20 protein-coding genes are annotated in these 25,593 nt (G+C 67.4%); 5 read left to right on the top strand and 15 right to left on the bottom strand.

Annotated elements, in window-relative coordinates; genetic code table 11:
- Positions 1-133: 133 nt before the first annotated feature.
- The 6 genes from ACP3TD_RS15050 to ACP3TD_RS15075 form a co-directional block, all read right to left on the bottom strand.
- Positions 134-541 (bottom strand): DUF779 domain-containing protein, encoded by a 408-nt coding sequence (locus tag ACP3TD_RS15050; RefSeq protein WP_426763805.1) that lies wholly within the window; start codon positions 539-541, stop codon positions 134-136.
- Positions 541-1,563 (bottom strand): alcohol dehydrogenase AdhP, encoded by a 1,023-nt coding sequence (gene adhP / locus ACP3TD_RS15055; RefSeq protein ID WP_015937948.1) that lies wholly within the window; start codon positions 1,561-1,563, stop codon positions 541-543. Before adhP ends, ACP3TD_RS15050 begins: the two co-directional genes overlap by 1 nt.
- A gap of 37 nt (positions 1,564-1,600) precedes the next feature.
- Positions 1,601-3,124 carry an acetaldehyde dehydrogenase ExaC gene (gene exaC / locus ACP3TD_RS15060; RefSeq protein ID WP_426763806.1) on the bottom strand — a complete coding sequence of 508 codons (1,524 nt, stop codon included), beginning with the start codon at positions 3,122-3,124 and terminating at the stop codon, positions 1,601-1,603.
- A 148-nt stretch (positions 3,125-3,272) separates the two neighbouring features.
- Positions 3,273-4,619, bottom strand: coding sequence for a GAF domain-containing protein (locus tag ACP3TD_RS15065; RefSeq protein ID WP_426763807.1), 1,347 nt, complete (start codon positions 4,617-4,619; stop codon positions 3,273-3,275).
- 103 nt (positions 4,620-4,722) lie between these two features.
- Entirely contained in the window at positions 4,723-6,195 is a 1,473-nt protein-coding gene (locus tag ACP3TD_RS15070; protein ID WP_426767256.1) for an FAD-dependent oxidoreductase, read from the bottom strand.
- Between the two features lie 52 nt (positions 6,196-6,247).
- Positions 6,248-7,246 carry a DNA topoisomerase IB gene (locus ACP3TD_RS15075; protein ID WP_426763808.1) on the bottom strand — a complete coding sequence of 333 codons (999 nt, stop codon included), beginning with the start codon at positions 7,244-7,246 and terminating at the stop codon, positions 6,248-6,250.
- Between the two features lie 104 nt (positions 7,247-7,350).
- Here ACP3TD_RS15075 and rarD point away from each other — a divergent pair, with 104 nt between their 5' ends.
- Positions 7,351-8,394, top strand: coding sequence for an EamA family transporter RarD (gene rarD / locus ACP3TD_RS15080; protein WP_426767258.1), 1,044 nt, complete (start codon positions 7,351-7,353; stop codon positions 8,392-8,394).
- Positions 8,395-8,404: 10 nt separating this feature from the next.
- On the opposite strand, the gene ACP3TD_RS15085 is transcribed toward rarD, so the two are convergent.
- The 7 genes from ACP3TD_RS15085 to ACP3TD_RS15115 form a co-directional block, all read right to left on the bottom strand.
- Entirely contained in the window at positions 8,405-10,105 is a 1,701-nt protein-coding gene (locus tag ACP3TD_RS15085; RefSeq protein ID WP_426763809.1) for an endo-1,4-beta-xylanase, read from the bottom strand.
- A gap of 27 nt (positions 10,106-10,132) precedes the next feature.
- The gene (locus ACP3TD_RS15090) at positions 10,133-11,926 is read right to left on the bottom strand and encodes a polysaccharide deacetylase family protein (RefSeq protein WP_426763810.1); all 1,794 of its coding nucleotides are present in this window, start codon (positions 11,924-11,926) and stop codon (positions 10,133-10,135) included.
- Between the two features lie 55 nt (positions 11,927-11,981).
- Positions 11,982-13,784: a polysaccharide deacetylase family protein gene (locus ACP3TD_RS15095; protein WP_426763811.1), complete on the bottom strand. Its 1,803-nt coding sequence runs from the start codon at positions 13,782-13,784 to the stop codon at positions 11,982-11,984.
- A complete protein-coding gene (locus ACP3TD_RS15100; protein WP_426763812.1) occupies positions 13,774-15,111 on the bottom strand; it encodes a glycosyltransferase family 2 protein in 1,338 nt (445 codons plus the stop codon). Before ACP3TD_RS15100 ends, ACP3TD_RS15095 begins: the two co-directional genes overlap by 11 nt.
- A 2-nt stretch (positions 15,112-15,113) precedes the next feature.
- Positions 15,114-15,542 (bottom strand): hypothetical protein, encoded by a 429-nt coding sequence (locus ACP3TD_RS15105; protein WP_426763813.1) that lies wholly within the window; start codon positions 15,540-15,542, stop codon positions 15,114-15,116.
- 515 nt (positions 15,543-16,057) lie between these two features.
- Entirely contained in the window at positions 16,058-17,428 is a 1,371-nt protein-coding gene (gene gabT / locus ACP3TD_RS15110; RefSeq protein WP_426763814.1) for a 4-aminobutyrate--2-oxoglutarate transaminase, read from the bottom strand.
- A 14-nt stretch (positions 17,429-17,442) separates the two neighbouring features.
- Entirely contained in the window at positions 17,443-18,873 is a 1,431-nt protein-coding gene (locus tag ACP3TD_RS15115; RefSeq protein ID WP_426763815.1) for an aminobutyraldehyde dehydrogenase, read from the bottom strand.
- 166 nt (positions 18,874-19,039) lie between these two features.
- On the opposite strand from ACP3TD_RS15115, the gene ACP3TD_RS15120 reads away from it, so the two are divergent.
- On the top strand, positions 19,040-20,476 hold the full coding sequence (locus ACP3TD_RS15120; protein ID WP_426763816.1) for a PucR family transcriptional regulator: 1,437 nt from the start codon (positions 19,040-19,042) through the stop codon (positions 20,474-20,476).
- 36 nt (positions 20,477-20,512) lie between these two features.
- Here the strand turns inward: ACP3TD_RS15120 and ACP3TD_RS15125 are convergent, their stop codons facing one another.
- Positions 20,513-20,812: a helix-turn-helix domain-containing protein gene (locus tag ACP3TD_RS15125; RefSeq protein WP_426763817.1), complete on the bottom strand. Its 300-nt coding sequence runs from the start codon at positions 20,810-20,812 to the stop codon at positions 20,513-20,515.
- A gap of 114 nt (positions 20,813-20,926) precedes the next feature.
- Here ACP3TD_RS15125 and map point away from each other — a divergent pair, with 114 nt between their 5' ends.
- Positions 20,927-21,709 carry a type I methionyl aminopeptidase gene (gene map, locus ACP3TD_RS15130; protein ID WP_426763818.1) on the top strand — a complete coding sequence of 261 codons (783 nt, stop codon included), beginning with the start codon at positions 20,927-20,929 and terminating at the stop codon, positions 21,707-21,709.
- Positions 21,710-21,781: 72 nt separating this feature from the next.
- On the opposite strand, the gene ACP3TD_RS15135 is transcribed toward map, so the two are convergent.
- The gene (locus tag ACP3TD_RS15135; RefSeq protein WP_426763819.1) at positions 21,782-23,404 is read right to left on the bottom strand and encodes a CHAD domain-containing protein; all 1,623 of its coding nucleotides are present in this window, start codon (positions 23,402-23,404) and stop codon (positions 21,782-21,784) included.
- A gap of 151 nt (positions 23,405-23,555) precedes the next feature.
- Between ACP3TD_RS15135 and ACP3TD_RS15140 the strand changes: the two genes are divergently transcribed.
- The gene (locus ACP3TD_RS15140; RefSeq protein WP_426763820.1) at positions 23,556-24,905 is read left to right on the top strand and encodes a CynX/NimT family MFS transporter; all 1,350 of its coding nucleotides are present in this window, start codon (positions 23,556-23,558) and stop codon (positions 24,903-24,905) included.
- 6 nt (positions 24,906-24,911) lie between these two features.
- Positions 24,912-25,592 carry a FadR/GntR family transcriptional regulator gene (locus ACP3TD_RS15145; RefSeq protein ID WP_426763821.1) on the top strand — a complete coding sequence of 227 codons (681 nt, stop codon included), beginning with the start codon at positions 24,912-24,914 and terminating at the stop codon, positions 25,590-25,592.
- Position 25,593 lies beyond the last annotated feature (1 nt).

Consider the following 25,593-nt stretch of genomic DNA (forward strand, 5'->3'; position numbering starts at 1 on the left):
TGGACGGTCACAATCGTCCCGAATAGTGAGACGGCTGGAATGCAGAACTTTGTTCTGCCAAAAGTGCTTGGGACCCTCGAGTTGAGGGGCCCAAGCGCTTTGGAACCGAATCAATGGATTCGCCGGTTTCTGCTTAGGCCGGCCAGTCCATCAGGGTTGAGCGGATGAGGAAGCGTTTGCCTTCCGGCGCCTCCACGGAGAAGCCGCTGCCCCTCCCGGGTACCACGTCCACGGTCAGGTGGGTGTGGCTCCAGTAGTTGAACTGCTCCCGGGACATCCAGAATTCGAGGGGCTGCGGTTCCAGCCCGTCGGACAGGTCGAACAGCCCCAGCAGGACATCCGCGTCGCCGGTCTGGAAGTCCCCGGCCGGGTAGCACATCGGCGAGGATCCGTCGCAGCAGCCACCGGACTGGTGGAACATCAGCGGCCCGTGCTGCAGCCACAGCAGGCGCAGCAGGTCTGCAGCGTCCGGCGTGAGCGCCACCCGGGAGAAGTCTTCCCCGGGCAGCGTCACGGCGGCCTGCAGGCTGTCCGGAGACATCAGAACCTCAGGACCACGCGGCCGTCGATCTTTGCGTGCTTCATCTCATCGAAGACCGCGTTGACCTCGGACAGTTCCCGGACTGAGACGGTGGGGTGGATCTTTCCCTGGGCGTAGAAGTCCAGGGCCTCCTCCAGGTCCTGCCGGGTACCCACGATGGAGCCGCGGACGGTCAGGCCCTTGAGCACAATCTCGAAGATCGGCGCCGGGAAGTCGCCCGGCGGCAGCCCGTTGAACACAATGGTGCCGCCACGGCGGGCCATGCCGATGGCCTGCCCGAACGCTGAAGGATGCACCGCGGTAACCAGCACCCCATGGCAACCTCCTGTCTCGCGCTGGATCACCTCCGCCGGGTCCTCATGCAGGGCATTGACCGTCAGCGCCGCCCCGTGGGCTTTCGCCAGGGCGAGCTTGTCATCGGCGATGTCGACGGCGGCCACCCGAAGGCCCATGGCGACGGCGTACTGCACGGCAATATGGCCCAGCCCGCCGATCCCGGAGATGGTGACCCACTGTCCGGGCTGCGCCTCCGTCATCTTCAGGCCCTTGTAGACGGTGACGCCGGCGCAGAGCACCGGCGCCACCTCGACGGGGTCGGATCCCGCCGGTATGCGGGCGGCGTACCGGGTGTTGACGAGCATGTACTCGCCGAAGGACCCGTCCACGCTGTAGCCGCCGTTCTTTTGTGCCTCGCACAGGGTCTCCCAGCCGGTGCGGCAGTACTGGCAGTCGCCGCAGGCGGACCACAGCCAGGCGTTGCCCACCATGTCGCCGACGGCGAGGTCGGTGACGCCTTCGCCGAGGGCCACCACTTCACCGACGCCTTCGTGGCCGGGCACAAACGGCGGCGTGGGCTTGACGGGCCAGTCACCTTCCGCGGCATGGAGGTCGGTGTGGCACACGCCCGTGGTGAGGACCTTCACCAGGGCCTCCCCCGGACCAGGGGTGGGGATGGGCAGTTCCTGGACCTGGAGGTCGGTACCGAAGGTGTTGACCACTGCTGCTTGCATTGTCGTCGTCATTGGCGATCCTTGCGTTGATGGAGGTATGGATCCGGGCTTAGAAGAAGCCCAGCTTGTTCTCGTTGTAGCTGACCAGCAGGTTCTTGGTCTGCTGGTAGTGGTCCAGCATCATCGCGTGGTTCTCGCGGCCGATGCCTGAGGACTTGTAGCCGCCGAACGCGGCACCCGCCGGGTAGGCGTGGTAGTTGTTGACCCAGACGCGGCCGGCCTGGATTTCGCGGCCCGCGCGGTAGGCGATGTTGCCGTTGCGGGACCAGACGCCGGCGCCGAGCCCGTAGAGGGTGTCGTTGGCGATGCCCATGGCGTCGTTGTAGTCGCTGAACTTCGTCACTGCTACAACGGGTCCGAAGATCTCCTCCTGGAAGATCCGCATCCGGTTGTGGCCTTCGAAGACGGTGGGCTGGACGTAGAAGCCGCCGGCCAGGTCGCCGGGCAGTTCGGCGCGGGCGCCGCCGGTGAGGATCTTTGCGCCCTCCTGCTTTCCAATGTCGATGTAGGAAAGGATCTTTTCGAGCTGGTCGTTCGAGGCCTGCGCACCCACCTGGGTCTCGGTGTCCAGCGGGTTGCCCTGCACCATTTTCTCGACGCGGGCCACGGCGTCGGCCATGAAGGAGTCGTATATGTCTTCCTGCACCAGGGCGCGGGACGGGCAGGTGCAGACTTCGCCTTGGTTGAAGGCGAACAGGGCGAACCCTTCCTGGGCCTTGTCGTAGAAGGCGTCGTCGGACTGGGCAACGTCGCCGAAGAAGATGTTCGGGCTCTTGCCGCCGAGCTCCAGGGTGACCGGGATCAGGTTCTGGCTGGCGTACTGGCTGATCAGGCGGCCGGTGGTCGTTTCGCCGGTGAAGGCGATCTTGCGGATCCGGGAGCTGGAGGCGAGGGGCTTGCCGGCCTCCACGCCGAAGCCGTTGACCACGTTGACCACACCGGCGGGCAGCAAGTCGCCGATGAGCTCCATGAGGACCAGGATGGACGACGGCGTCTGTTCGGCGGGCTTGAGCACCACGGCGTTGCCGGCGGCCAGCGCCGGGGCCAGCTTCCAGACAGCCATCAGGATGGGGAAATTCCAGGGGATGATCTGGCCCACCACACCCAACGGCTCGTGGAAGTGGTACGCAGTAGTGTCGTCGTCGAGCTGCGAAAGGGAGCCTTCCTGGGCCCGGACCGCGGAGGCGAAGTAGCGGAAGTGGTCGGCGGCGAGCGGCAGGTCGGCGTTGAGGGTTTCGCGAATGGGCTTGCCGTTGTCCCAGGATTCGGCGACGGCCAGCATTTCGAGGTTTTCGTCGATGCGGTCCGCGATCCTGTTCAGGATGGCGGCGCGCTCGGCCACGGACGTCTTGCCCCAGGACGGTGCAACCTTGTGTGCGGCGTCGAGTGCGAGTTCGATGTCCTCTGCGGTGCCGCGGGCCACTTCGCAGAACGCCTTGCCCGTCACCGGGGTGATGTTTTCGAAGTACTGGCCCTTGACCGGGGCCACCCATTCGCCGCCGATCCAGTTCTCGTAACGGTCCTTGAAGGTGACCTTCGAGCCCTCGGTACCCGGCTGTGCGTAAACGGTCATTGCGTAGCTCCTTTGCTGTGCAGAAGGCTTTCCCGTACGGGATGAGCCGATGCAGCAAGCGTAGGAGCAGGGGGGTTGCAGCCAGGTTGCAACAAGGTGACGCAGGTCACCGCGACCTTACGGGGCGCGTACGACGGCGCGCCACGCCTTAGGCGCTGAGTTCGGCTTCCAGCCGTTCCAGTTCGGCGACGACGGCGGCACGCTTGGGTGAGCGCGGCGGCAGGAGGCGGAGCGCGGCACGGCGGATCCCGACGTCGTCCCTTGCCTCGGGGAGCGCGGCGTAGCGGAGCAGCGAATCGGCGCTGCCATCGGTAAGGACAGCCTCGCGCAGGAGTGACGAGACCTTGTTCCGGAGATCGACGATGCCCGGCGCCTCGGACCTGGGCAGCACTGCGCCCCGGTAGATTTCCAGCGCAATGCGGTGGGCGCCGCGCTGCAGGCAGCTGAGCACCTGGCCGCTGTCCGGCACCAGGTCCAGCGGGAGCCGGTAGGGCCGGGATTCGGGCACGGCGCGGGGGTTGAGCTGTTGCAGGACCTTCCTCAGGCGCACCATTTCGGCCCGCAGGGTGATGCTGGAACCGTCCGCCGGGTAGAGCAGGACGCACAGTTCCTCGGCGCTCAGCCCGTCCGGGTGGGTGCTCAGCAGGGCCAGGATCTCGCTGTGCCGGGCGGACATCGCGACGGTCTTGCCGTCGATGCTCAGCAGTGCCTGGTCACGGCCCAGCAACTGGAGGCTGTTACGGTACAGGCTCCCCTCCCGGGCACCGGCGCCCGGTGCCCGGGCCGCGGATGCCGTGGACCGGCGTCGTACGGGCGTGGCCGCCAGCTGCGCGGCAGCCTGGAGCCGTTCCACCCGCAGCTGCGCCTGGGCTGCCGCCACGGTGGCCTCCACCAGGGACAGGGTGTGCGGGGCCACTGCGGCCGCCGTTCCGGTGATGTCCACAACCCCCAGCAGCGCGCCGGAATCGGGGTCATGGAAGGGGACGGCAGTGCAGCTCCAGGGATGGACGGCCCGCTGGTAGTGCTCGGCGCCGGCGATCTGGATCCCGCGGCCCAACGCCAGGGCAGTACCCGGGGCGCTGGTGCCCACGGTGGCTTCGGACCAGTCGGCGCCGGCAACGAACATCATGCCTTCCGCGCGGCGCTGCAGGGACGGATCCCCGTCCACCCACAGCAGCCGGCCCACCTCGTCACCCACCGCCACCAGGAGCCCGGTGTCGTGGCTGGGCTGGACCAGCAGCTTATTGATGACCGGCATGATGGTGGCCAGCGGATGCCGGCTCCGGTAGTCCTCAAGCTCATCGTGGTCCATGGCCAGCGGCGCGGCGGGGTTGTCCGGGTTGGCCTTGAACCCGGCGGAGCGCAGCCAGGACTCCCTGATCAACGAGCGCACGCCGGGTATGTCGTGCGCATCAGGAAACCGGCCGCCGTCGAGTTCCTCGTGGGCGGCCAGGGCACTGCGCTGCAACGGCTCCGGCTGGGCGAGGTTCTTCATCGAACTCCTGTGCTGCTGCGCTGTCTTAGGACACGGCGTCAGCACGCCGGCCAAGTGATGCTCGCCATTGTAGCGGGCACCGGCTCCCCGCGGGAGCGGGGCCTCAGCCGCGCGAAATGCGGATCATGTCCTCGCGCGGAACCACCTTGATGCGCTCACGGACCACGTGGTCCAGGCCTTCCGGCCCGGTCCAGGCGGCGCCGAGGCCTGCCTCGTGCGCGTCGAGCCTGTTCCAGCCCTCCCACGTGGTGTACTCAATGCCGCGTTCCTCCAGCAGGTCAATGATGGCCTGCGGATCAGGGTTGCTGGCAGCCGGCAGGGTGAGGCGGTCTTCCAGCAGGAAGCCGATGGTTTCCAGGGCGTCGCCCTTGGTGTGGCCGATGAGCCCCACGGGGCCGCGCTTGATCCAGCCGGTGGCGTAGATGCCCGGGACGGGGTTGCCGTCGGCGTCCAGCACCCGGCCGCCCTCGTTGGGGATGACGCCGCGCTTGGCGTCGTATTCCAGTTCGTCCAGCGCCGAGCCGTGGTAGCCGATGGCACGGTAGACGGCCTGGACCGGGTACTCCACGTACTCCCCCGTGCCCTTGGCGTTGCCGGTGCCATCGAGCTGCATGCGCTCGAATTTGATGCCCGCCACCTTGCCGCCGGCGGCGTCCCCGCCTTCCGGAAGCAGCTCCACGGGGCTGTGCAGGAAGTGCAGGTGCAGCCTGCGGGAGGAGGGATTCTCAGATTCCGCGTGCTCCTCCACCAGCCAGTTGGTGAGCGTGTTCACCATGGTCTTGATCTGGTTGTTGCTGCGGATGGCCTCGTCCGAGGCTTCGTCGAACTCGAAGTCCTCGGGGTACAGGACAATGTCCACGTCATTCATGTGGCTGAGTTCGCGCAGTTCCAGCGGGGTGAACTTCACCTGCGCCGGGCCGCGGCGGCCGAAGACGTGCACGTCCGTGACCGGGGACGATTTCAGCCCCTGGTAGACGTTGTCCGGGATTTCCGTGGTGAGGAGCTCCTCCGGGTGCTTGACCAGCATGCGGGCCACATCCAGGGCCACGTTGCCGTTGCCGATGACGGCGATTTCCTTGGCCTCCAGCGGCCAGTCACGCGGAACGTCCGGGTGGCCGTCGTACCAGGAGACGAAGTCCGCGCCGCCGAAGGATCCCTGCAGTGCGATGCCCGGGATGTCCAGGTCCGCATCCTTGATGGCGCCCGTGGAGAAGATCACGGCGTCATAGAAGGCGCGGAAATCGTGCAGGGTGAGGTCGCGGCCGTAGGTCACGTTGCCCAGGAACCGGATGTCGCCGCGGTCCAGGACCTTGTGCAGGGCGTTGACGATGCCCTTGATTCGGGGGTGGTCCGGGGCCACGCCGTAGCGGATCAGGCCGTAGGGTGCGGGGTAGGCCTCGAACAGGTCGATGCTGACCTCGAAGTCGCCGTCCTTCACGCCGCTGGACTTGGTGAGGATGTCCGCAGCGTAGACACCCGCCGGTCCTGCGCCCACGATGGCGACGCGGAGGGGACGGGTGGAGCTGGTAGCGCTGGGAGTGGACACCGGGAGCCCTTCTGGCCTGATCACATGCATGATTCGCGGGGTGCGCCTGGTTGGGTGGCGCAACAGCTTCCCATTCTAGGCCTCAGCCGCTTTTCGCCAGCGGTACAACGTCACCTTCGCGGTACAGCAGGGCCCGGAGCTCTGCTTCGGCGGACTCGATCCGGTGGGGGTCGATGGTTTCACCGTCGTTGAAGTGGTCCACGACGCGCGGATCCACGTAGCTCTTGCGGGCAATCGACGGCGTGTTCCCCAGCACCTCGGCCGCGTCCATCATGGCCCGGCTGACAGCCCGTTTCCGCTTGGCCACGGTGGGTTGCGTTCCGGTCCGGGCCAGGCTGGCCGCCGCGGCCAGGGTGCCGCGCAGGGTACGGAAGTCTTTCGCCGTGAAATCAGAGCCGGTGCGTTCCTTGACGTAGGCGTTGATGTCCGCGCTGGTGACCGGCCGCCAGCTCCGGCCGTCCTTGTAGGCCAGCAGCCGGGCGTTGCCACCGCGCCGCTTGAGCAGCCGCACCAGGGCGGCGAGGTCGGCGTCGCGGATTTCGGATTCCCAGTCCTTGCCGCTTTTGGCCGGGAAGCTGAGCAGAATCCGGTCCTTGCGCACCTGGACGTGGGCGCACAGCAGGGTGGCCAGTCCGCGGCTGCCGTTCTCGTTGGTGTACCGCTCGGATCCCACGCGCAGGGATCCACTGTCCAGCATCCGGAAGGCTCCGGCCAGCACGCGTTCGCGCGTGAACCCTTCGCTGCGCAGGTCCATGGTGACCCAGCGGCGGGCTACCGGCAATGACTCGGCGAGCTGCAGCGAACGGTCGAACTTGAGCCGGTCCTTCCGTTCGCGCCATTGCGGGTGGTAGATGTACTGCCGGCGGCCCACAGCGTCCACGCCCGTGGCCTGGATGTGCCCGTTTTCGAACGGGGCGATCCACACATCGGTCCACGCCGGTGGGATACCGATGCTTTCCAGCCGCTCCCGCACCGGGCCGGACGGCAGTGTTGATCCGTCAAGGTCCCGGTAGCTGAAGCCTTTTCCGGCGGCAATCCGGCGGTAGCCACGGCCCGAGGCGTTGCTGCGCCGGAGCCTCATGGGGCCACGTCCGGCGGGTAGGCACAATCCATGAAAGCAAGCCTACTGACTAATTGCCGGGTTTCGGACCCGTTGCTTGGAATACCGTGCCCGCTGCTGATGTTATGGGTTCCGTGCCGAACCCCGATTCTCCCTCCTCACCCGCCCCTCCTCCCCCGGCTTCCGCCCACGCCCCGGCCCGTCCGGGCGCGGCGGCCCCCAGGGCGGCGGATGCCGCGGTCAAGGACAAGGACACGACGGCGGGAATCCTCTTCGGCATCGGAGCGTACGGGCTGTGGGGGCTGCTCCCGCTGTACTTCTTCGTGCTCAAGCCCGCCGGCGCCGTCGAAATCGTGGCCAACCGCGTGGTGTGGTCCCTGCTGTTCTGCGCCCTGCTGATTACCGTGACGAGGGCGTGGCCCGCCCTGATCGCCGCACTCCGCAACCGGACCGTCTTCGGTTCCCTGGCGCTGGCGGCCTTCCTGATCGCCGTCAACTGGCTCACGTACACGTACGGTGTGACCACCAACCAGGCGGTGGAAACCTCGCTGGGCTACTTCATCAACCCGCTGGTCTCCGTGCTGCTCGGCGTGTTCGTCCTCAAGGAGAAGCTGCGGCCTCTGCAGTGGGCCGCCGTCGTCATCGGTTTCATTGCGGTGGGCGTGCTCACCTACTCCTACGGCAAGCTGCCCTGGATTGCGCTGACGCTGGCGTTCAGTTTTGGCCTGTACGGCTTCGTGAAGAAGCGCGTCGGGCCCCGGGTGGATGCCGTGACCAGCCTGAGCGTGGAAACTGTGGTGCTGGCACCGTTCGCGGCCGCCGCCATGGTGGCCCTCGGCGTTTCGGGTGCCGCCACCCTGACCACCCAGGGTGCCGGGCACTTCTGGCTGCTGCTGGCCTCCGGCGTGATCACCGCGGTTCCCCTGATCTTCTTCGGCGCTTCCGCGCGCCGGCTGCCGATGACCACCATCGGCCTGCTGCAGTATTTCGCCCCCGTCCTGCAGTTCATCGTGGCGCTCGTAGTGTTCCGCGAAGCCATGACCACGGAGCGCTGGATCGGCTTTGGCGTGGTGTGGGTGGCGCTGCTGCTGCTCACCGTTGACATGCTCCGGACCGCTCGGACGAACGCGCTGTCCAAACGGCGGACTCCGGTGCAGGCCGCCGGCTGAACGGCCAGGCTCAGCCGCCCAGCGCTGTCCGCATCGCGTCGTAGGGCGGGGTCGGCTTCCCGTTTTCGAACAGGTAGTCGTGGCCCTGCTGCAGGCTGCCGTCGTCATCGATCAGCCAGTCGTACCGGTTGTCCACGCCCCAGGTGGTGTAGGAGACGCAGGCGCTGGAGTGCAGGCAGGTGGCCAGGACGGTGGCGTACTGCTCGGCCTGGACGTCCGTGCCGTCGTCGTCGGCCACGTCGTTTTCCGAGATTCGGACGTGCAGCCCGGCGTCCTGGAAGTTCCGCAGTGTCCTGGTGAGCTCGCCCGCCGGGATGGCGTCGGTTTCATGGTTGTAGACGTGGGCCTGGAGGCCCACTCCGTAAATGTGCCCGCCCACCGCATTCGTGTCCAGGGCGAGTTTGAGCAGCGCGTCCTGGCGGCGCCCCGGAACGTCGGCCCCGTTCTCGTTGATGTACTGCTTCACCTGCGGATCGGCCGCGTAGACGGCCTGCGATACGACGGCCGGGTAGGCAGGTCCGAAGACGCGGTACCAGATGTTCTGCTGCAGGCCCACGCCCTGGTCGACGTCAAAGGGTTCATTGACGACGTCCAGCGAATCGAGCCGGCCCCTGAAATGCGTTACGACGGCGGTCACGTAGTCGAGCAGGGCCCGCGCACTGGCGCTGCGCTCCGCTTCGGTGCCCGCGGGAAGTTCCTGCATCCAGCGGGGCATTGCCTCCGTGAAGGCGATGGTGTGGCCGTGCACGGCCATGCCCTTGCTTTCGGCGACCGCGAGGATCGCGTCCGCCTCTTCGAAGGTGTAGGTGCCCTGCTGCGGGGAGACATTCTGCGCCTTCATGGCGTTCTCCGGGGTGATGGCGCCGAAATTCCCTACGAGCACCCGCCCGTAGTCGGCGTCCGAGGCCAGCGGGCCGAGTGCCACCGCGGCACCGATCCTGAAGTCCGGACGGATCCGTGCGGCCAGCGCCTGCAGGCCATCGGGCAGCTGGCTTGCCTGCTCGACGGCGGGGCCCGCGGTGCTGAGTGACGCGCCGCCGTGAGCGGTGGCGGTGAGGGAGCTGACCTGGAACGAGCCGCCGTCGCTCGCGAGTCCCAGCCACAGCTGCCCGGAGCCGAAGATGCCGGGCAAGGACTGCGACAGCACAGTGTCCCCTCCGCTGGCCACCTCGAGTTTGTCCCCTGACCGGCGCACCGTAAGTTCGGCCCCGGGGTCCTGGAGCCGGATGCGCTCATCGTGTGCCGGCTGGGGATTGGTGACGGACTTCTGGCGTGAGCCGTCAAACACAGCGATGTCCAGGTCATCGCCGCGCAGGGTGAGCCGCACGCCGGCGGGTTCGATCCGGAATTCGTCGGCGATCACCGGAGGGCTGTCATAGACGGTCAGGGAGGCATCGGCCGTCACGTCGGTGAACGCTGCGCTGAGGGTGAAGTCGCCCGTGGCCACGAGGTGGGTTCCGGCGAGGTTGACCGGCGGGTTGGGCTGGCCTCCCCCGCCGTCCTGTTCCACGATGCTCCGTGACGTGGCCGCCACCCGCAACCCGCCGCCGTCGGGCGTCACCCCTGGCGTGTGCCGCCAGTCCTGCTGCACGAGGTCCACCACCATGTCAGGCTCCGGATTGTCCGGCGTGCAGCCTGCAAGGGCGAGCAGGATGCCGGACGCCAGCACGATCACTGCGCGCGGGCGCCAGGCCTTCCTGATTCCTCCCATATGGTGACCTCAATCCTGGACCGGGCGTCAGGGCCTGGTCCAGCGGACGTCGTCGAAATACGCCTGCAGTCCGGAGTTGCCCTGGACGATGACCTGCAGGCTTGCCTTCGCCACCGCGGTGGTGCTTGGCGAGTAGGTCAGGTCCACGTTGGTCACTCCGGCGGCCGCCACGCCGAGTTTGTACTGCCCGGAGATCCATTGTCCGGCCGCGTTGTACTCGTCGATGTAGAAGCCCACCTCACCACTGGTGCGGGCTGCGACGTTCAGGTACCCGGCAATGTTGTAGGCCCCTGCCGTCACCGCCACCTGGGGTGAGAACAGGTGCTTGTTCGCCGTCGTTGCCGTCAGTTTGACGGAGTTGACCGGGTTGGCGGGGCTCCCGTGGTTGGCTGCGTCAGCCACGATGGTGGGCGCGGAATCGGTGGTCCAGCCCGCGCCGATGCCGGCGTCGAAGGTGCCGTTGGCCACCAGGTTGGTGGACGTTGGCGGCGGCGGGGTGGTCCCTGCGGTCAGTGCGAGCAGCTGCACGTTGTCCAGGTAGGCCGTGATGCCGGTGCCTGTCACCCACACTTGGAGGCTCGCCTTGGCCACATTGGTTGAGCTGGGCGTGTAGGTGAAGTTCATGGCCTCCACCCACCTGGTGTTCTCGCGCTTGCGGAACTGTCCGGAGATCCACTGCCCGGCCGCGTTGTACTCGTCCACGTAGAAGCCCACTTCTCCGGTGGTGATGGCGGCGACGTTCAGGTAGGACTTGAACAGGTAGTTCGTGGTGGGTGACACCGCCACGGCCGGCGAGAACAGGTGCCCTGTGGCCGTCCCGGAAACCATCTTGATGGAGCGGGCTGCGTCCGGGAAGCTGCCGTTGGTCGCGGCGTCGGCAGTGATGGCGGCGGGTGCATCGGTGCGCCAGCCGTCGGCGATTCCGGTGTTGAACGTCGGGTTGGGCATCAGGTTCGGCGAGCCGGTCACGAGGCCCTTGCTGACGTTGACGTTGCGGATTTGCCCGGCCGACACCTTGGTCTTCACATAGGCGGCGAGCTGGTCCAGTTCCGCGGTGCCGTACTGGTAGTCATCGGGGACCTGGCTGGGGCTGGGCCGGATGTCATGGAACGTGAACACCACCCACTGCTTGTTGGCGATGGCCGCGTCCACCTGGGCCTTCAGCGCCGCCACCGGCGTGGTGACCTCCTGCACCGGGACGTTGCGGAGCAGGTAGTCGCCCAGCGGCCAGATGTTGTTGCCCGTGTCAGCGAAGCCGCGCATGGAGCTGTAGTACTTGGCCACGCGCGCAATCGCGGACATGTCGTAGTCGCCGTAGGGCGGCGCAAAGGCCGTGGCGTTGATGCCCTGGGCGGCCAGTGCCGACTTGCTGTTCGCCAGCTGCGCTTCCACCTGGGCCGCGGTCAGCTTGTTTGCCTGGCAGTCATCGCCCACGCTGACGAGGCACTGGTGGTTGACGGTGTGCGATCCGATTTCCCAGCCGTAGGTGTTCTGCAACTGCAGGATCTGGCTCCACGTCATGTACGGCACATCGGTGTTGGCGCGGCAGGTGTTGGGTACCGTCGTCATTCCGACGCAGCCGGTGATGACGTAGTTCGTGCCTGTCAGCCCGTACTTCTGGAGGGTGGGCGCCGCCTGCGTCAGTGCGCTTTGGGCACCGTCGTCGAAAGTGAAGGACACCAGGGGGCCCGGTGCGGGGTTGTCCACGGCCGCGTTGGCCGCCCCGGGCGTCAGCAGCGCGGCGGCCAAGGCCACCACCGCCACCACGGTGCTCATGAGCTTGACGCGCCAGGGCGCCAGGCTGGATCTGGTTCCGTTCATGTGCTGTTCCGTTCTTTTTGGGCCGACGGCGCCGGGTTACACCGCCGAAGTCTGGTCAGGGTCCCTGTAGCTTTTCGAAGGCCTGCATGACCGGCTGGACCTCGATGTTGCTGTCGTCAACGAGCTGCAGGTGGGCGGCGAGGACGTCGCTGGTGATGGTGCTCCGGTCCGCCGCGACGCTGTGCTCCTGGGTGCCGGTGGACTGCGGCGTGGCTATCTGGTGGTAGACGAGGATGAGCCATCCATTCATCCGGGCCGTCTCGGCGAGCGCTTCAGACAGAGTGGCCATGGTGGTCTGGTCGGTCACGTAGAAGACCTTCAGGTCCTGCTGGTCCAGGCTTTGCCGTGTATTGATGCCGTCATCCGTGCCGCGGACGATGTCGAAATATTTGTTGGCGTACCAGTCCACCTGCGGGTCGTGGCGTCCGTACGGGGGTGCGAGGTCCCTCGTTTCAAAGCCGGCCGCTGCCAGCGCCTCTTCGCTCTTGCGGACCTGTTCGTCCAGGCGGTCCGTCCCGATGGAGGTCAGGTCCACGTGCTCGTAGCTGTGCGCTGCGATTTCGTGCCCGGCCTGGTGCAGTTGCTGCACTTCGGCTGCGGTCATGAAGTTGGGCGTCTCGATGGAACTGGCGTTGATGTACTGGGTGGACCGGAAACCGTGCTGGTCCAGCAGCGGAAGCGCGCGGTCGTACACCGATTGCCACCCGTCGTCGAACGTAATCGAGACCATGGGCTGGCTCCAGCGGAGGGGGCCGGGCTTCGTGGTGTCGGTGAGCGAGTAGTTGCGGACGCTGGTGGTGCCGTCCCCGTGGGCCACCAGCGTGACCATTGCTGAGGTGGCTCCGGCGGGCGCCTGGAATGCCTCGCTGACGGTGGTCCATTCTCCGGCCGGCAGCACGGTCTCCAGGCTGTGGAACGCGCGGCCCCCGTTGGCGAGCTCGAACTCGGCCACCACATCCACCTCCCGGTCGGACCGGTAGGTGGCGCCGAATTCGAAAGACCTGTCACCGGTCACCGGGACGGGCTGGTACTGCCACTTGGCCTCGCCGGACTTGAAGTTGGAGATGCGGGTCCAGAGGTAGCTGCCGCCTGAGTCCTGGCTCCGGCCGGACTCCGCCGTCAGTGACCCGGAGGCATAGGGGGACCATGCATCAGGCCCGGCCGGCTGAATCCCCGTGAGCCCAGGGTTCGGGATCAGGTTCGGGCCGGGCGGCGGCGAGGGCAGGAGCAGGACGTCGCTGGCCGGCTCCAGGTAGGCTCCTTCGATCTTGAGTGCGCCGTCCGACGCCAGCCTGAAGACGTACTCGACGGCGGCCGTCGCCTCGCCGCTGTCGAAGGCATCGCTCACCGTGTAAGGGGTGTTCCCGGGCCGCTCCAGCGGGTTCCGGAGCTGCTCCAGAACTGTGCTGCCATCGGCCAGAAACCGGCGGGCCAGCAGGGTGAAGTCGGTATCGCTGGAGGCAAAGGCCTTGAAAAGGTAGGTCTGGTGGGGCTTGACGTCCACGCGGGGGGTTGTCAGCGTAACGTCGCCCGAGCCGTAACCGGTGATGTCCAACCGGAGCGCCTGGCTTTGCAGCTCTCCGGCGGCCAGCTCCAGCGAGGTCTCTGCGGTACCGCTGCGCCGGACGGTCCATCCGCCCACCTGCCCGGCCGGGTCCGGCTGGCCGGATACAGCGGGGATGACGTCGGCCGACGGGTCGAAGGCGGGGAGCAGGTTGGCGCCGGGACGTGCCTGGGCCATGCTGCCGGTGCCCTGCGTGTACACCAGCCAACCGGCGGTGATGAGAGCCACCACAGCCAAAATGACCACGAGCGGGTTCAACAGCACACGCAGGAACCACCGGCGCTTACGTGGCATTGGCCACCACCAGGCTGCCGGCCCGCTGCGGTGACTTCCAGGTGTTGATTTCGGGACGCCGGAAGAGGCCGCGAGAGCGCAGGATGCAGCGAAGCGCCGCTGTCAGCTGCACCAGGTCCATGATGTAGAACAGGAAGTATGCCGTGGGGGCGTAAACGGAGAGCCGGCTGCGTTCCCGCACTGTCAGGTTCTCGTCCATCCACACCGTGAGCAGGGTGTAGGCGGTAATGGTGGCGTAGGCACCGAGGATCAACGCAGGGGTGTGAGTGGCCAGCGACCAGTAGACCGCGTACGTCCAGGCCAGTGGCGAGACCAGCAGCGTGAATTCGCTCAGCAGGGCCATGGGCATCCGGTAATAGGTCAAGGTGGGCGTGTACCTGCGGCTCGGGTTCAGCATCATGCCGCGGTACTTGATGAGGTTCTGGATGCTGCCGTACTTCCAGCGGTAGCGCTGCTTCGCCAAGGCGCGCAGCGAGAGCACGCCCTCGGTCTTGGCCACCACGTCCGCACCGTAGAGCATGCGGAAACGCCGGTTGCCAAGGTTGGTGATCTTCGCGCTCAGCCCGATGTCCTCGGTCACGGTGTCGGTATCGTAGAAGTCCACTTTCCGCAGCACGCGCATCCGGTAGGTGGAGGCCACGCCGCCCACCACGAATTCGGCGTTCAGGAGGGAAAAGAACTTCTTGGAGCGGTAGCCGATCATGTGCTCGAAGCGCTGCAGGATGCCGAGCACGGTGGTCTCCTCCAGGATCTGCACGTTGGCGGCGACTCCGGCCACGCACGGATCGTCAAAGTAGGACAATGCATTGGTGATGGTTTCCGGACCGATGATCGAATCGGCGTCGAGGGTCATGGCGAACTGGCCGCGGGCGTGCCGGCGGAGCACCGAGTTGAGTGCCGCGCCCTTGCCAATGTTGCGGCGCATCCGGACCAGGTGCAGGTCCATCGTGGGGTGCCGTAACTGGTAGTCGCGGACCAGCCTGCCGGTCAGGTCAGACGAAGCGTCATCGGCGACGAAGACCTCGAATGAGCGGTAGCTGCTCGTGCCAATGGACTCGAGTGTCCTGACGATCACCGCTTCCTCGTTGTGGGCCGCGATGACGATGGATACCAGCCCCGGCACCTCCGGCCGGGCCCGGCGGGTCCAGGTGGCCGTCGAAGCGCATTCCGGCTGGAATTCACCGGGTGCCCGCACGCCCCGCATTCCCTTGCGGCGCTGCTGCCAGATGTCGTAGAAGTTGGCGCCCGCCAGGTAGAGGCCGAAGTGCACGACGTAGAGGATGCTGACGCCGGCGAACAGCCAGAAGATGACGAGTGCGAAGTCCACGCTCACCCCTCCGTGGAGCTGGCGAGCGCGGGCATCTGCCGGCGCCGGCTGCGGAAGATGCGGCGGTGCACCTGCAAGGGCGTGGCCACGGTGGCAGGAACTTCGGCGGGCTGCGGGCCTTTCCTGAAGGCGGCGTCCGCCGTCATGACCTCAATGAGTCCGGCCGGGGAACGCTCAGTACGGGTGTCCGCGGGTGCTTCCGGACCGGCGGGCGTCAGAACGGGCGGCGCCAGCGCAGCGGCAAGCGCCCTGCGGGTGGCACCCCTGCGGTACATGCCCACGCCAACGAAGCGGATCACCACAGTGAAGACCACCAGTCCCCACAGCACCAGGCTCAGCTGGGCTACGAAATCGAGCAGGCCTTCGAACATGGCCCCGTCCCGGCCGAAGGTGGCCTGTGCAGGCACTGCAAAGCTTTCGGTGTCCCTCATCGGAGGCCCTCCCTTGCTGTGTACGACAACTGCATCGCGTCGTTTCCCCTCTGTGTTGTGCAGGATGTCCTTTGCCGGCTTGGGGTGATGCCGCTGCCGCCGCTCGAACCCTGTGCCGCCGTCCGGATGTTGGTAGGCGCTTACTCGCTTCGCTGTGAGGCGTTCGTCATTGTGGAGGGGCTTCGCCGTCCGGAAACTCCTCAAAGATGCACTCCAGGGGCCGCTTTCCGGGGTCCCGGTGTGTCCAAGTTACGAGTAGCTGAGGATGGCTAACACGAGTACCAAGTACTCCAAAAAATTCTTGGGGATACTTACCGCAACCTGCCTTAAGTACCGGGTGGTTAGGTGTTTGCCGGGCAGGCAAGTAGGGGGCATTAGGTAGTCCGCCTTCCCCGGCGCGGGGAGTGGGTAGTTACCCCGGTAGAAGGGCACCAAAAACCTGGAAAAGCTTGTTAACCAAAAAGCAGCACCCCCGCAGTGCGGGGGTGCTGCCGTGGTGCTTTGCGGCCTGCTGTTTAGGCGTTGGCCTTGATGGCGGCGGCCAGGACATCGAGGCCGTCGTTCAGCAACTCATCGGTGATGACCAGCGGCGGGAGCAGCCGGATGACGTTGCCGTAGGTGCCGCAGGTGAGGATGATGACGCCTTCCTTCAGGCAGGCGGCGGCAACGGCCTTGGTCAGTTCCGGGTTGGGCTCCTTGGAGCCTGCCTGGACCAGTTCGATGGCGAGCATTGCGCCGCGGCCGCGGATGTCACCGATCACTGCGGAGCCGGCGCCGGCCAGTTCCTTCTGCAAAGCGCTGAGCCTGGTGGTGGCCAGTTCCTCAATGTGCTTGGCGCGGGCGTTGAGGCCGTACTCCTCCATGGAGCCGATGGAGGCCAGCGCAGCGGCGCAGGCCACCGGGTTGCCGCCGTAGGTGCCGCCGAGGCCGCCCGGGTGGACGGCGTCGAGCAGGTCTGCCCGGCCGGTGATGGCGGACAGCGGCATGCCGCCGGCAATGCCCTTGGCCATGGTGATGATGTCCGGGACGACGCCTTCGTGGTTGACGGCGAACCATTCACCGGTGCGGCAGAAGCCGGACTGGACCTCGTCGGCGATGAAGACGATGCCCTTGTCCTTGGCCCAGGCGGCCAGTGCCGGGAGGAAGCCCTCGGCCGGGACGATGAACCCGCCTTCGCCCTGGATGGGTTCGATGATGATTGCGGCCACCTGGTCGCCGCCGATCTGCTTCTCTATGGCAGTGATGGCGCGCTTGGCTGCCTCGGCACCGGTGATCGAGGGGTTTTCCTCGCGGTACGGGTAGCTCATGGGCATCCGGTAGACCTCGGGGGCGAAGGGGCCGAAGTTGGTCTTGTACGGCATGGCCTTGGCGGTCAGCGCCATGGTGAGGTTGGTACGGCCGTGGTAGGCGTGGTCGAAGGCCACGACGGCGTCGCGCCCGGTGGCCAGGCGGGCCACCTTGACCGCGTTTTCCACGGCCTCGGCGCCGGAGTTGAAGAGCACGGTGCGCTTCTCGTGGTCGCCCGGGGTGAGCCGGTTCAGCTGCTCGGCCACAGCCACGTAGCCTTCGTAGGGCGTGACCATGAAGCAGGTGTGGGTGAAGTGCTCCACAGCTTCCTTGACGGCACCGACGACGGCGGGATCGGACGCTCCCACGCTGGTCACCGCGATGCCCGAGCCGAGGTCGATGAAGGAGTTGCCGTCCACGTCCTGGATGATGCCGCCGTCGGCGTCCGCCACGTAGACCGGGACGCTGGAGGCGACGCCGGCCGCCACGACCGACTTGCGCCGTTCGGTCAGTGCCACGGACTTGGGGCCGGGGAAGTCGGCCTGGACGCGGCGCTTCTGCTCCAGGCGGTAGGTGATGTCTGCTGCAGTGGTGGTCATGAGGGGTTTTCCTTCTAGGAGTCGAGGGCGGACATGACGTGCTTGATGCGCGTGTAGTCCTCCACGCCGTACATGGAGAGGTCCTTGCCGTAGCCGGACTGTTTGAAGCCGCCGTGGGGCATTTCGGCGGTGAGGAGGATGTGGGTGTTGATCCAGACAGCGCCGAAATCGAGGTCCCGGCTGAGGCGCATGGCTGTGCCGTGGTCGGTGGTCCAGACGCTGGAGGCGAGGGCGTATTCAACCCCGTTGGCCAGCTCCACGGCTTCTTCCTCAGTGCTGAACTTCTGGACCGTGATAACGGGACCGAAGGTCTCCTGCTGCACCACGTCATCGGTCTGCTTGGCGCCGGTGATGATGGTGGGCTCGAAGAAGTAGCCCTTCTCCCCCGCCCGGTGGCCGCCGGTTTCGATGCGGCAGTTGGCCGGCAGGTTCTCCACCACGGATGTGACGGCGTTGAAGTGGTTCACGTTGTTCAAAGGCCCGAAGTAGTTGTCTTCGTCGTTCTGCGAACCGGTGCGCAGGGTCCGGGTGTGCTCCACCATGGCGGCGACGACGTCGTCGTGCACGGAATCCTCCACCAGGACGCGCGTGATGGCGGTGCAGTCCTGGCCGGCGTTGAAGAAGGCGAATTCGGCGATGGCCGCGGCGCTCTTCTTGATGTCGGCGTCCTTGAAGACGATGGCGGGTGCCTTCCCGCCAAGTTCCAGGTGGGCGCGCTTGAGGCCCTTGGCGGCGCCGGAAGCGACCGCGATTCCCGCGCGGACCGAGCCGGTGATGGACACCAGGCCGGGGACCTTGTGGTCCACCATCATGGCGCCGGTCTTGCCGGTACCAAGCACGACGTTCAGGACGCCCGCCGGCAGGATATCTCCGGCCAGCCGGGCGAGGACCAGCGTGGACTCCGGGGTGGTGTCCGAGGGCTTGAGGACCACGGTGTTGCCGGCGGCCAGGGCCGGGCCGATCTTCCAGATGGCCATGAGGAACGGGTAGTTCCACGGGGCCACCTGGGCCACGACGCCGATGGGCTCGCGGCGGACGTACGAGGTGTGGCCCTCGAAGTACTCGCCGGCGGACTTGCCCTCAAGGATGCGGGCGGCACCGGCGAAGAACCGCAGCTGGTCGGCGCCGGCGGCAACTTCCTCGGACGCGATCAGGGAGCGGACCTGGCCGGTGTTGCGGTGCTGGGCCTCGACGAGTTCGTCGCTGTTGGCCTCGACGGCGTCGGCGAGCTTGAGCAGCATCAGCTGGCGCTGGCCGGGGGTTGCGTGCTTCCAGCTCTTGAACGCCTCCGCGGCAGCGGCCATGGCGGCGTCCACGTCCGCCTGCACAGAGATCGGCGAGTGGGCCACGACTTCCCCGTTGGTGGGATTGACCACGTCCAGCATCTCGGTGCCGGCGGGAGTGACGAACTTCCCGTTGATGAAGTTCTGCAAGGTTTGGACCACGGTGTGCAACCTCTTTCATAGGGGCCAACGCGCCCGGCGGAGACCACGGCGGATGGATGGAACTGCCTTGAGCCTATGCCAGCCCCCAACCCGAGTGAATAGCCACCTGCACACCCTTCGCGCAAGGGCTTAGTGCGGTTGTCCAGCATCCCCGTATCCTTGTTCCATGGCCATTTCCCTCGCCGCCCTGCTGGGCGTCAACTCCCTGAAGCTGTCCAAGGCAGGGGTTGCCGAGACCACCTGGCACCAGGACATCAACTGGGTTGCCGTCACGGAGCTGGAGGACCCGCAGCGGTTCCTGAACGGCGGCGAACTGATCCTCACCACGGGGCTGAGGTTGAAGTCCGCCCCGGAGCAGCGACGCTTTGTCCGCCAGGTCCAGCGGGCCGGCGCCGTGGGGATCGGATTCGGGGTGGGGCTCTCGCACGAGGCGGTGCCGCCGGCGCTGCTGGCGGAGGCAAACCGGTGGGGCCTGCCCGTGGTGGAAGTCCCGTACGAGACCCCTTTCATCGCCATCACCAAACTGGTGGCGGATGCGCAGTCAGCGGACCACTACTCCAAGCTCGAACGGCTGATCGCCGGGCACCAGATCCTGGCCCGTGCGCTGCTGACCGGCGGCGGCCTCGCCGAACTGCTCAAGCAGCTCGGCAGCATGCTCCGCACGGACATCGCGCTCACGCAGTTCACGGCCCAGCTGTACAACAGCAGCACCGCCGCCCCCGCAGCCGATGCCTGGTCCTCCTTTCCCATCCCCACCGGCCGCCGCGACGCCTGCACGCTCTGGGTCCGCCAGCCGTTCGAGGACACCGGAATTGTGGGCTATGCACAGAACCTCATCAGCGTGGAGCTGAACAACATGGTCAAGCAGCGGCAGGCGCAGCGTGCCCTGTGCGGCCAGGTGCTCGAGGACGTCATCCACGGCGCCCTTGAAACCAGTGAGGCGCAGCGGAGGCTGGCCGGGGTGGGCATCAACAGCACCCGCAAGAACGTGGTGCTGCTGGCTGTCTCCCCCGCCCACCACAGGGCCTTGGGGAGCACCTCGGTTCCGCGCGCGCTGGAGGGCGCGGTGGCCGCCGTCGTGGGCAAGGACCTGGTGGTGGTGATCAACGACGACGGCGGCGCGGCGCCGGCCCTGGCCCGCCAGCTCAGCGACCACCTGGCAGAGGCGGGCATCCACGCCACCATCGGCATCGGCGGCGCTTACACGAAGCCGAACGGCCTGCGGTGGAGCTACTTCGAGGCCCGCGATGCCGCAGGCCATGGGCTGCCGGTGAACGAGCCTGAACGGTTGAGCCTGACCTCGCTCCTGCTGGCCAGTGAGGACGTGCCCCTGGCGGACATGGCCCACGAATCGCTGAACCCGCTGCGGGCCTTCGATGCCGCGCACGGCGCCGAGCTGATGACCACGCTGGAGAGCTACCTGACCAACAACGGTTCGGTGGCGGCCGTGGCGGAGCAGCTCACCCTGCACCGGAACACTGTCCGGTACCGGCTGGCCCAGATCACCGAACTGACCGGGTACGACCCCTCGGTCACGCCGGACCGGGTGCAGCTGTGGCTGGCCCTGGCCGTGGCCCGCCTGTCCGCGCGGCAGGGGAAATAGCCGCCAGGTCGCTGGGAGCGGGCCCGGTGCTGGAGCCTAGGACGCGAGCCGCTGTGGAGCCGTGCGGGCGGTGACCCGGCCGGTCCCTGACGGCGGTTCATTGATCTCGGCCCACACGGCGTCGAGGGAAAGCCCCAGGACGTCGGCGATGGCCGCAATGGTGGGAAAAGCAGGCGTGGCCACGCGGCCCGACTCGATCTTCCGCAGGGTCTCCGGAGACACCAGGGCGTCAAGCGCCGTCTCAAGCATCGAGCGGTCACCCCGGGCACGCCGCAGCAGCGCACCGAGGCGCTGTCCGCGCTGGACTTCTTCGGGGGTAAGCGGCAGTCTGACCATAGTTCCAATAATAATACCGGGATAATATGACCGGTATAGTTATTGGCCTTGAACCCTGCTGGAAGCACAGGGAAGCCACCTACGGAACCAGCCAGCCACCGGAAAGGGCACCGCATGATCGAGATCCTCAACCCCGCCGAGATCGCCAAGGCCCGGGTGACGGGCGCCCTGGTGGCCGACATCCTCCAGACCATGAAGGGCCGGGCCACTGTGGGCACGAACCTGCTGGAGATCGACCGCTGGACCGCGGAGATGATTGCCGAGGCGGGCGCGGAATCCTGCTACGTGGACTACGCGCCCTCCTTTGGGCGCGGGCCGTTCGGGCACTACATCTGCACCGGCGTCAATGACGCCGTGTTGCACGGACTCCCCCGCGACTACGCGCTGGCAGACGGGGACCTGCTGACCCTTGATCTCGCCGTCGTCAAAGACGGGATTGCCGCCGACGCCGCCATCAGCTTCCTGGTGGGCGGTTCAGGGCCGGCCGGGAGTGTGGCCATGATCGACGCCACCGAGCGCGCCTTGGCCGCAGGCATCGCCGCCGCCGGCCCGAACGCCAAGATCGGGGACGTTTCCTACGCCATCGGCCGCGTCCTCACCGACGCCGGCTACCCCATCAACAGGCAGTTCGGCGGCCACGGCATCGGCTCCACGATGCACCAGGACCCGCACGTGCCCAACATGGGCCGGCCCGGCCGCGGCTTCAAGCTCCGCCCCGGCCTGATGCTTGCCCTGGAACCGTGGATCATGGCGGATACCGCCGAACTCGTCACCGATGCGGACGGTTGGACGCTCCGCAGCGCAACGGGCTGCCGGACAGCCCACACCGAACACACCATCGCCATCACCGAGGACGGGGCCGAGATCCTCACGCTGCCCACGGGAACTCGCCCCTAACCCCCGCTGCCCTATCAGATCGCGTCCCTGGCAGAGGGTTTTAGCGTCCCTAAGTGAGAGCGCAACTGGGGGCTAGAGGACGCCGCCCCGCAGGAGGTCCCGTGACTTCCTGCTCGTCTTGCGGTACTTCTTCTCCGCCGCGGACATCAGCTCATGTTGCCGGGCCAGCAGGGCCGCAAAGGCATCCGCGGCCGCCGGAGGCGCTTCGGACTCCAGGCCGGCCAGCAGGTCCCGGGCAATGACGGCGTCGTGGTAATCGCCGAGGATCTTCTGCTGCCTGTGCGCGGCCTTGGCCACCTTTCGCGCGCGTTTGCCGCTGACAGCCGCCGCAGATTCTGCAACGTGCCGCAGCCGCTTGGCATCCTTGCGTACCTGGTGGAGGGCGGTTTCACGCTCGGTTCCCCGGCGGGCGTGGGACGCTGCCTTATGGGAGCGCCGGATCCGCTTGGCCGCCTTGTCCACCGCTTTCGCCACCGCGCGCCGCCCCGGCTCCACGGCGGTGCCGCGGACCGGCGGGGTGTCCCGGAAATCTTCAAGGCTGTCCAGGAGCCGGAAGTAGCGCCCGGACACCAGCGCCTCCTGCAGGAGCCGGTACCCGGCGTCGAACGTTGCACCCGCGCGGCGGTCCAGGAAATCCCGGGCCGCTTCGGTCCCCTCGCCCGGCGGCAATTCAGCCACCTGGCCCAGCAAACGGGAGCGCAGCACCTCGGCATCCCGGGGCACTCCGAGCATCCCGCCCAGCCAGGAGAGCTCTTCGCGAAGGCGACGCACGGGGACTGCACGGTAGAGCCTGCGGTAGGCGGCGAGCGCAGACCGCATCCGGCGCGCGGCCGAGCGCATGTCGTGAATAGCCTCCGGCTCCTCCAGGCGGACTCCGGCGTCGCGTTCAAGAAGCTGATTCAACTGGCCCGCCAGGAAGACGGTGACGACGGCGGCTGCCGGAGCCTTCTTCCCCGCCAGCAGGGCGGTGCCGCCGCCCGTTTCGGTGCCCGGAGCCTTCGCGGTTCCGCCCGCACCGAGGGCCTTGGCCAGCTTGGACGCATGGCCGGCCGGGCGGGCGCCGGCGGCGGCGAGGACCTGGCCGGCAGGCTCAAACAGGTGGGTTGATCCACGGACCAGTTCCAGTTCCCATTCGCGCCAGCGCTTCCCGCCGGCGGCCGCGCCGCCGAGGAGGGGTTGAGCGTCCACCCTGTCGTCGGCCAGGTCGGCCAGGTGCACGCCGTCAGGTCCGTAGAGCGGGTAGGTTGTCCGCTCGGTCTTCAGCCGCACCACAGGCACGAGGGGGTTCCCGCGCACAAAGGCCTGCACGTAGGCCAGCAGGCTGTCGGGAACGACGTCGGGCTGGCCCAGCGGGGCGTGCAGCTCACGCCGCCGCGGGGGTTCGGACTCCGCCTGGAGCGTACCTTCAGGAACACCATGGGCGGCCGGCTTGCGGGGGCTGGCTTCCCCGGGTGACGCCGCTTCCGCCGGCAGTTTCAGGTGCCATCCGGCGTCGACCCCTCCCGTCCGCCGCCGCAAGGTGATGCGGCGGGACTGAAGGGCCCGCTGGCCGGTATCGAAGTAGACGGCTTCCAATTCGGCAGTGTGGGCCTCCCCCACCCTCGCTACTCCGGGAAGATCCCGAAGCTGCGGCACTACGGCATCATCGCCGACGTCGTACTTCTTCTCGACCTCCACTGCCTGCACAGCCTTCACAACCGCTCCTCCCACGCGTCCGGTAACGGCTGCGGCCGGACCGGCCGGGCCGCCGGGCTCCCGCTCGCATTCTATTGCCCCCACCTCCGGGGTCGGGAGAGGTTCCCCACAAAACCCTAGACATCAAACGTCCAACCTTTAGTCTGGAAAGATGTCCGCCTTGCCACCCCCTGCCGCCGCCCGCGCATCCCAGCCGCCAGCACCTGTCGACGTCGCTGAGGACGCCATCAACACCACACGGGAGCCCGGCGCAGTTGCGCAGCCAAGCGCGGTGCACCCCAAAACAGCGGGACCCAGCCCGCTGCAGGGCAATGCGGCGAACGTGTCGGCAGCGCCGAAGACGCGCACCGCCGTCGTATTCAGCGTCATCGCCCTGGTACTCATCGGACTGAACCTGCGCGCCGGTATTACCGGGGCGTCCGCCCTGCTGCACGACCTGCAGCTGGTGCTCGGCTACGGCCCCCTGGTGGCGGCCATCATCCCGTCCATCCCCACGCTCTGCTTTGCACTGGCGGGCGCGGCGACGTCGTGGCTGACGGGCAAGGTGGGCGTGGAGAAGGCCATCCTGCTCTCCCTGGCCCTGCTGGCCGGCGGGCTCCTCCTGCGGGGCATACCCGCGACGGGAATGCTGGTGGCCGGAACCGTGGTGGGCATGTCCGGGCTGGCTGTTTGCAACGTGGCCATGCCGTCCTTCATCCGCGAACACTTCGCGGCCCGCACTTCGCTGATGACGGCGGTCTACACCGTCACCATGACCACCGGCGGCACCGTGACGTCCGTGGCCGTGGTGCCGCTGGCGCAGGCCCTCGGCTCGCCGTCGGCAGCGGTGGGCTCCATCGGCATCATGGCCCTGGCCGCACTGCTGGGTTTCCTGCCCGTTGCACTGCACGCCCACAGGCACAGCGCACGGCCCGCAGGCGCCGGCACCTTGCCGTGGCCGCTGCTGCGGACCCGCAAGGGCGCACTCCTCACCGCAATTTTCACGCTGCAGGCGCTGCTCGCCTACGCCCTCCTCAGCTGGTTCCCCTACATGCTCACCACGCTGGGGCTCAGCGCCTCCGAAAGCGGCCTGATGTTCGGCGTCATGCAGCTGGTGTCCGTCCCCGCCGGCGTGCTCCTGATTGCCCTTGGCTCCCGGCCCGGGATGCTGCGTCCCGCGTTCTACCTGGTCAGCACCACCATGGCCGCGGGCGTGGCGCTGCTGCTGTTCCTGCCGGTCAGCCTGTCAATCATTCCGGCAGTGCTGCTGGGATTCGGGCTGGGCATTTTCCCGCTGGTCATGGTGATGATCAGCCGCAGCGGAAGGGACACTGCCGAAACCACGGCGCTCTCTACGCTGGCCCAGTCCACCGGCTACCTCCTGGCCACAGCCGGCCCCTTCGGCATGGGCATGCTGCACAGTGCCACCGGCGGCTGGACCCTGCCGCTGGCGCTGCTGCTGGTGCTGGCCGTGGTGCAGATGGCGGTGGCGCACCTGCTCACGTCCGGGAAAGTAAAGTAGCAAGCCATGAGCCTTAGCCCGTCCGTCCGTCCGCCGCTTGCGGACGAGGTCACCGCCAAACTGCGCGCCATGATCCACTCCGGCGAGTGGCCGCTCCAACAGCGGATCCCTTCCGAATCCGAGCTCATAGCCCGCCTGGGCGTTTCCCGCGGCACGCTCCGCGAGGCGGTCAAGGCCCTGGCGCACAGCGGAATGCTGGAGGTCCGGCGGGGTGATGGAACGTATGTGCGGGCCACCAGCGAGATTTCCGGCGCCGCCCGCCGGCTGTTCCAGGACCACACCGCCGAACACATCCTGGAGGTACGGCTGGGCCTGGACACCCAGGCGGCCCGGCTCGCCGCCAAGCACGCCACGTCCGACGACGTCACAGCACTGCGGGCGCTCCTCACCGCCCGGGACCATGCCTGGCGCAGCGGCGACTGCGAAGCCTGGGCAACGGCAGACTGGGGTTTCCACGCGCGGGTGGCCCAGGCGTCGGGCAATCCCCTGCTGCATGAGCTGTACGTCAGCTTTGGCCCGGCCCTGCACCAGGACCTCCTGGCGCAGCAGAAGAGGCCGGGGTTCGACGGACTTCCCCTCGAGGGTCACGGCATCCTGTTGGATGCGATCGAGCGCGGCGACGCCGACGCCGCGGTGGCCACCGTCAACCGGAACCTGAACTCCTGCGCCGAATGGCTCACCGCGTAGG

Source organism: Pseudarthrobacter sp. 1G09 (assembly GCF_050038305.1).
GTDB lineage: Bacteria > Actinomycetota > Actinomycetes > Actinomycetales > Micrococcaceae > Arthrobacter > Arthrobacter equi.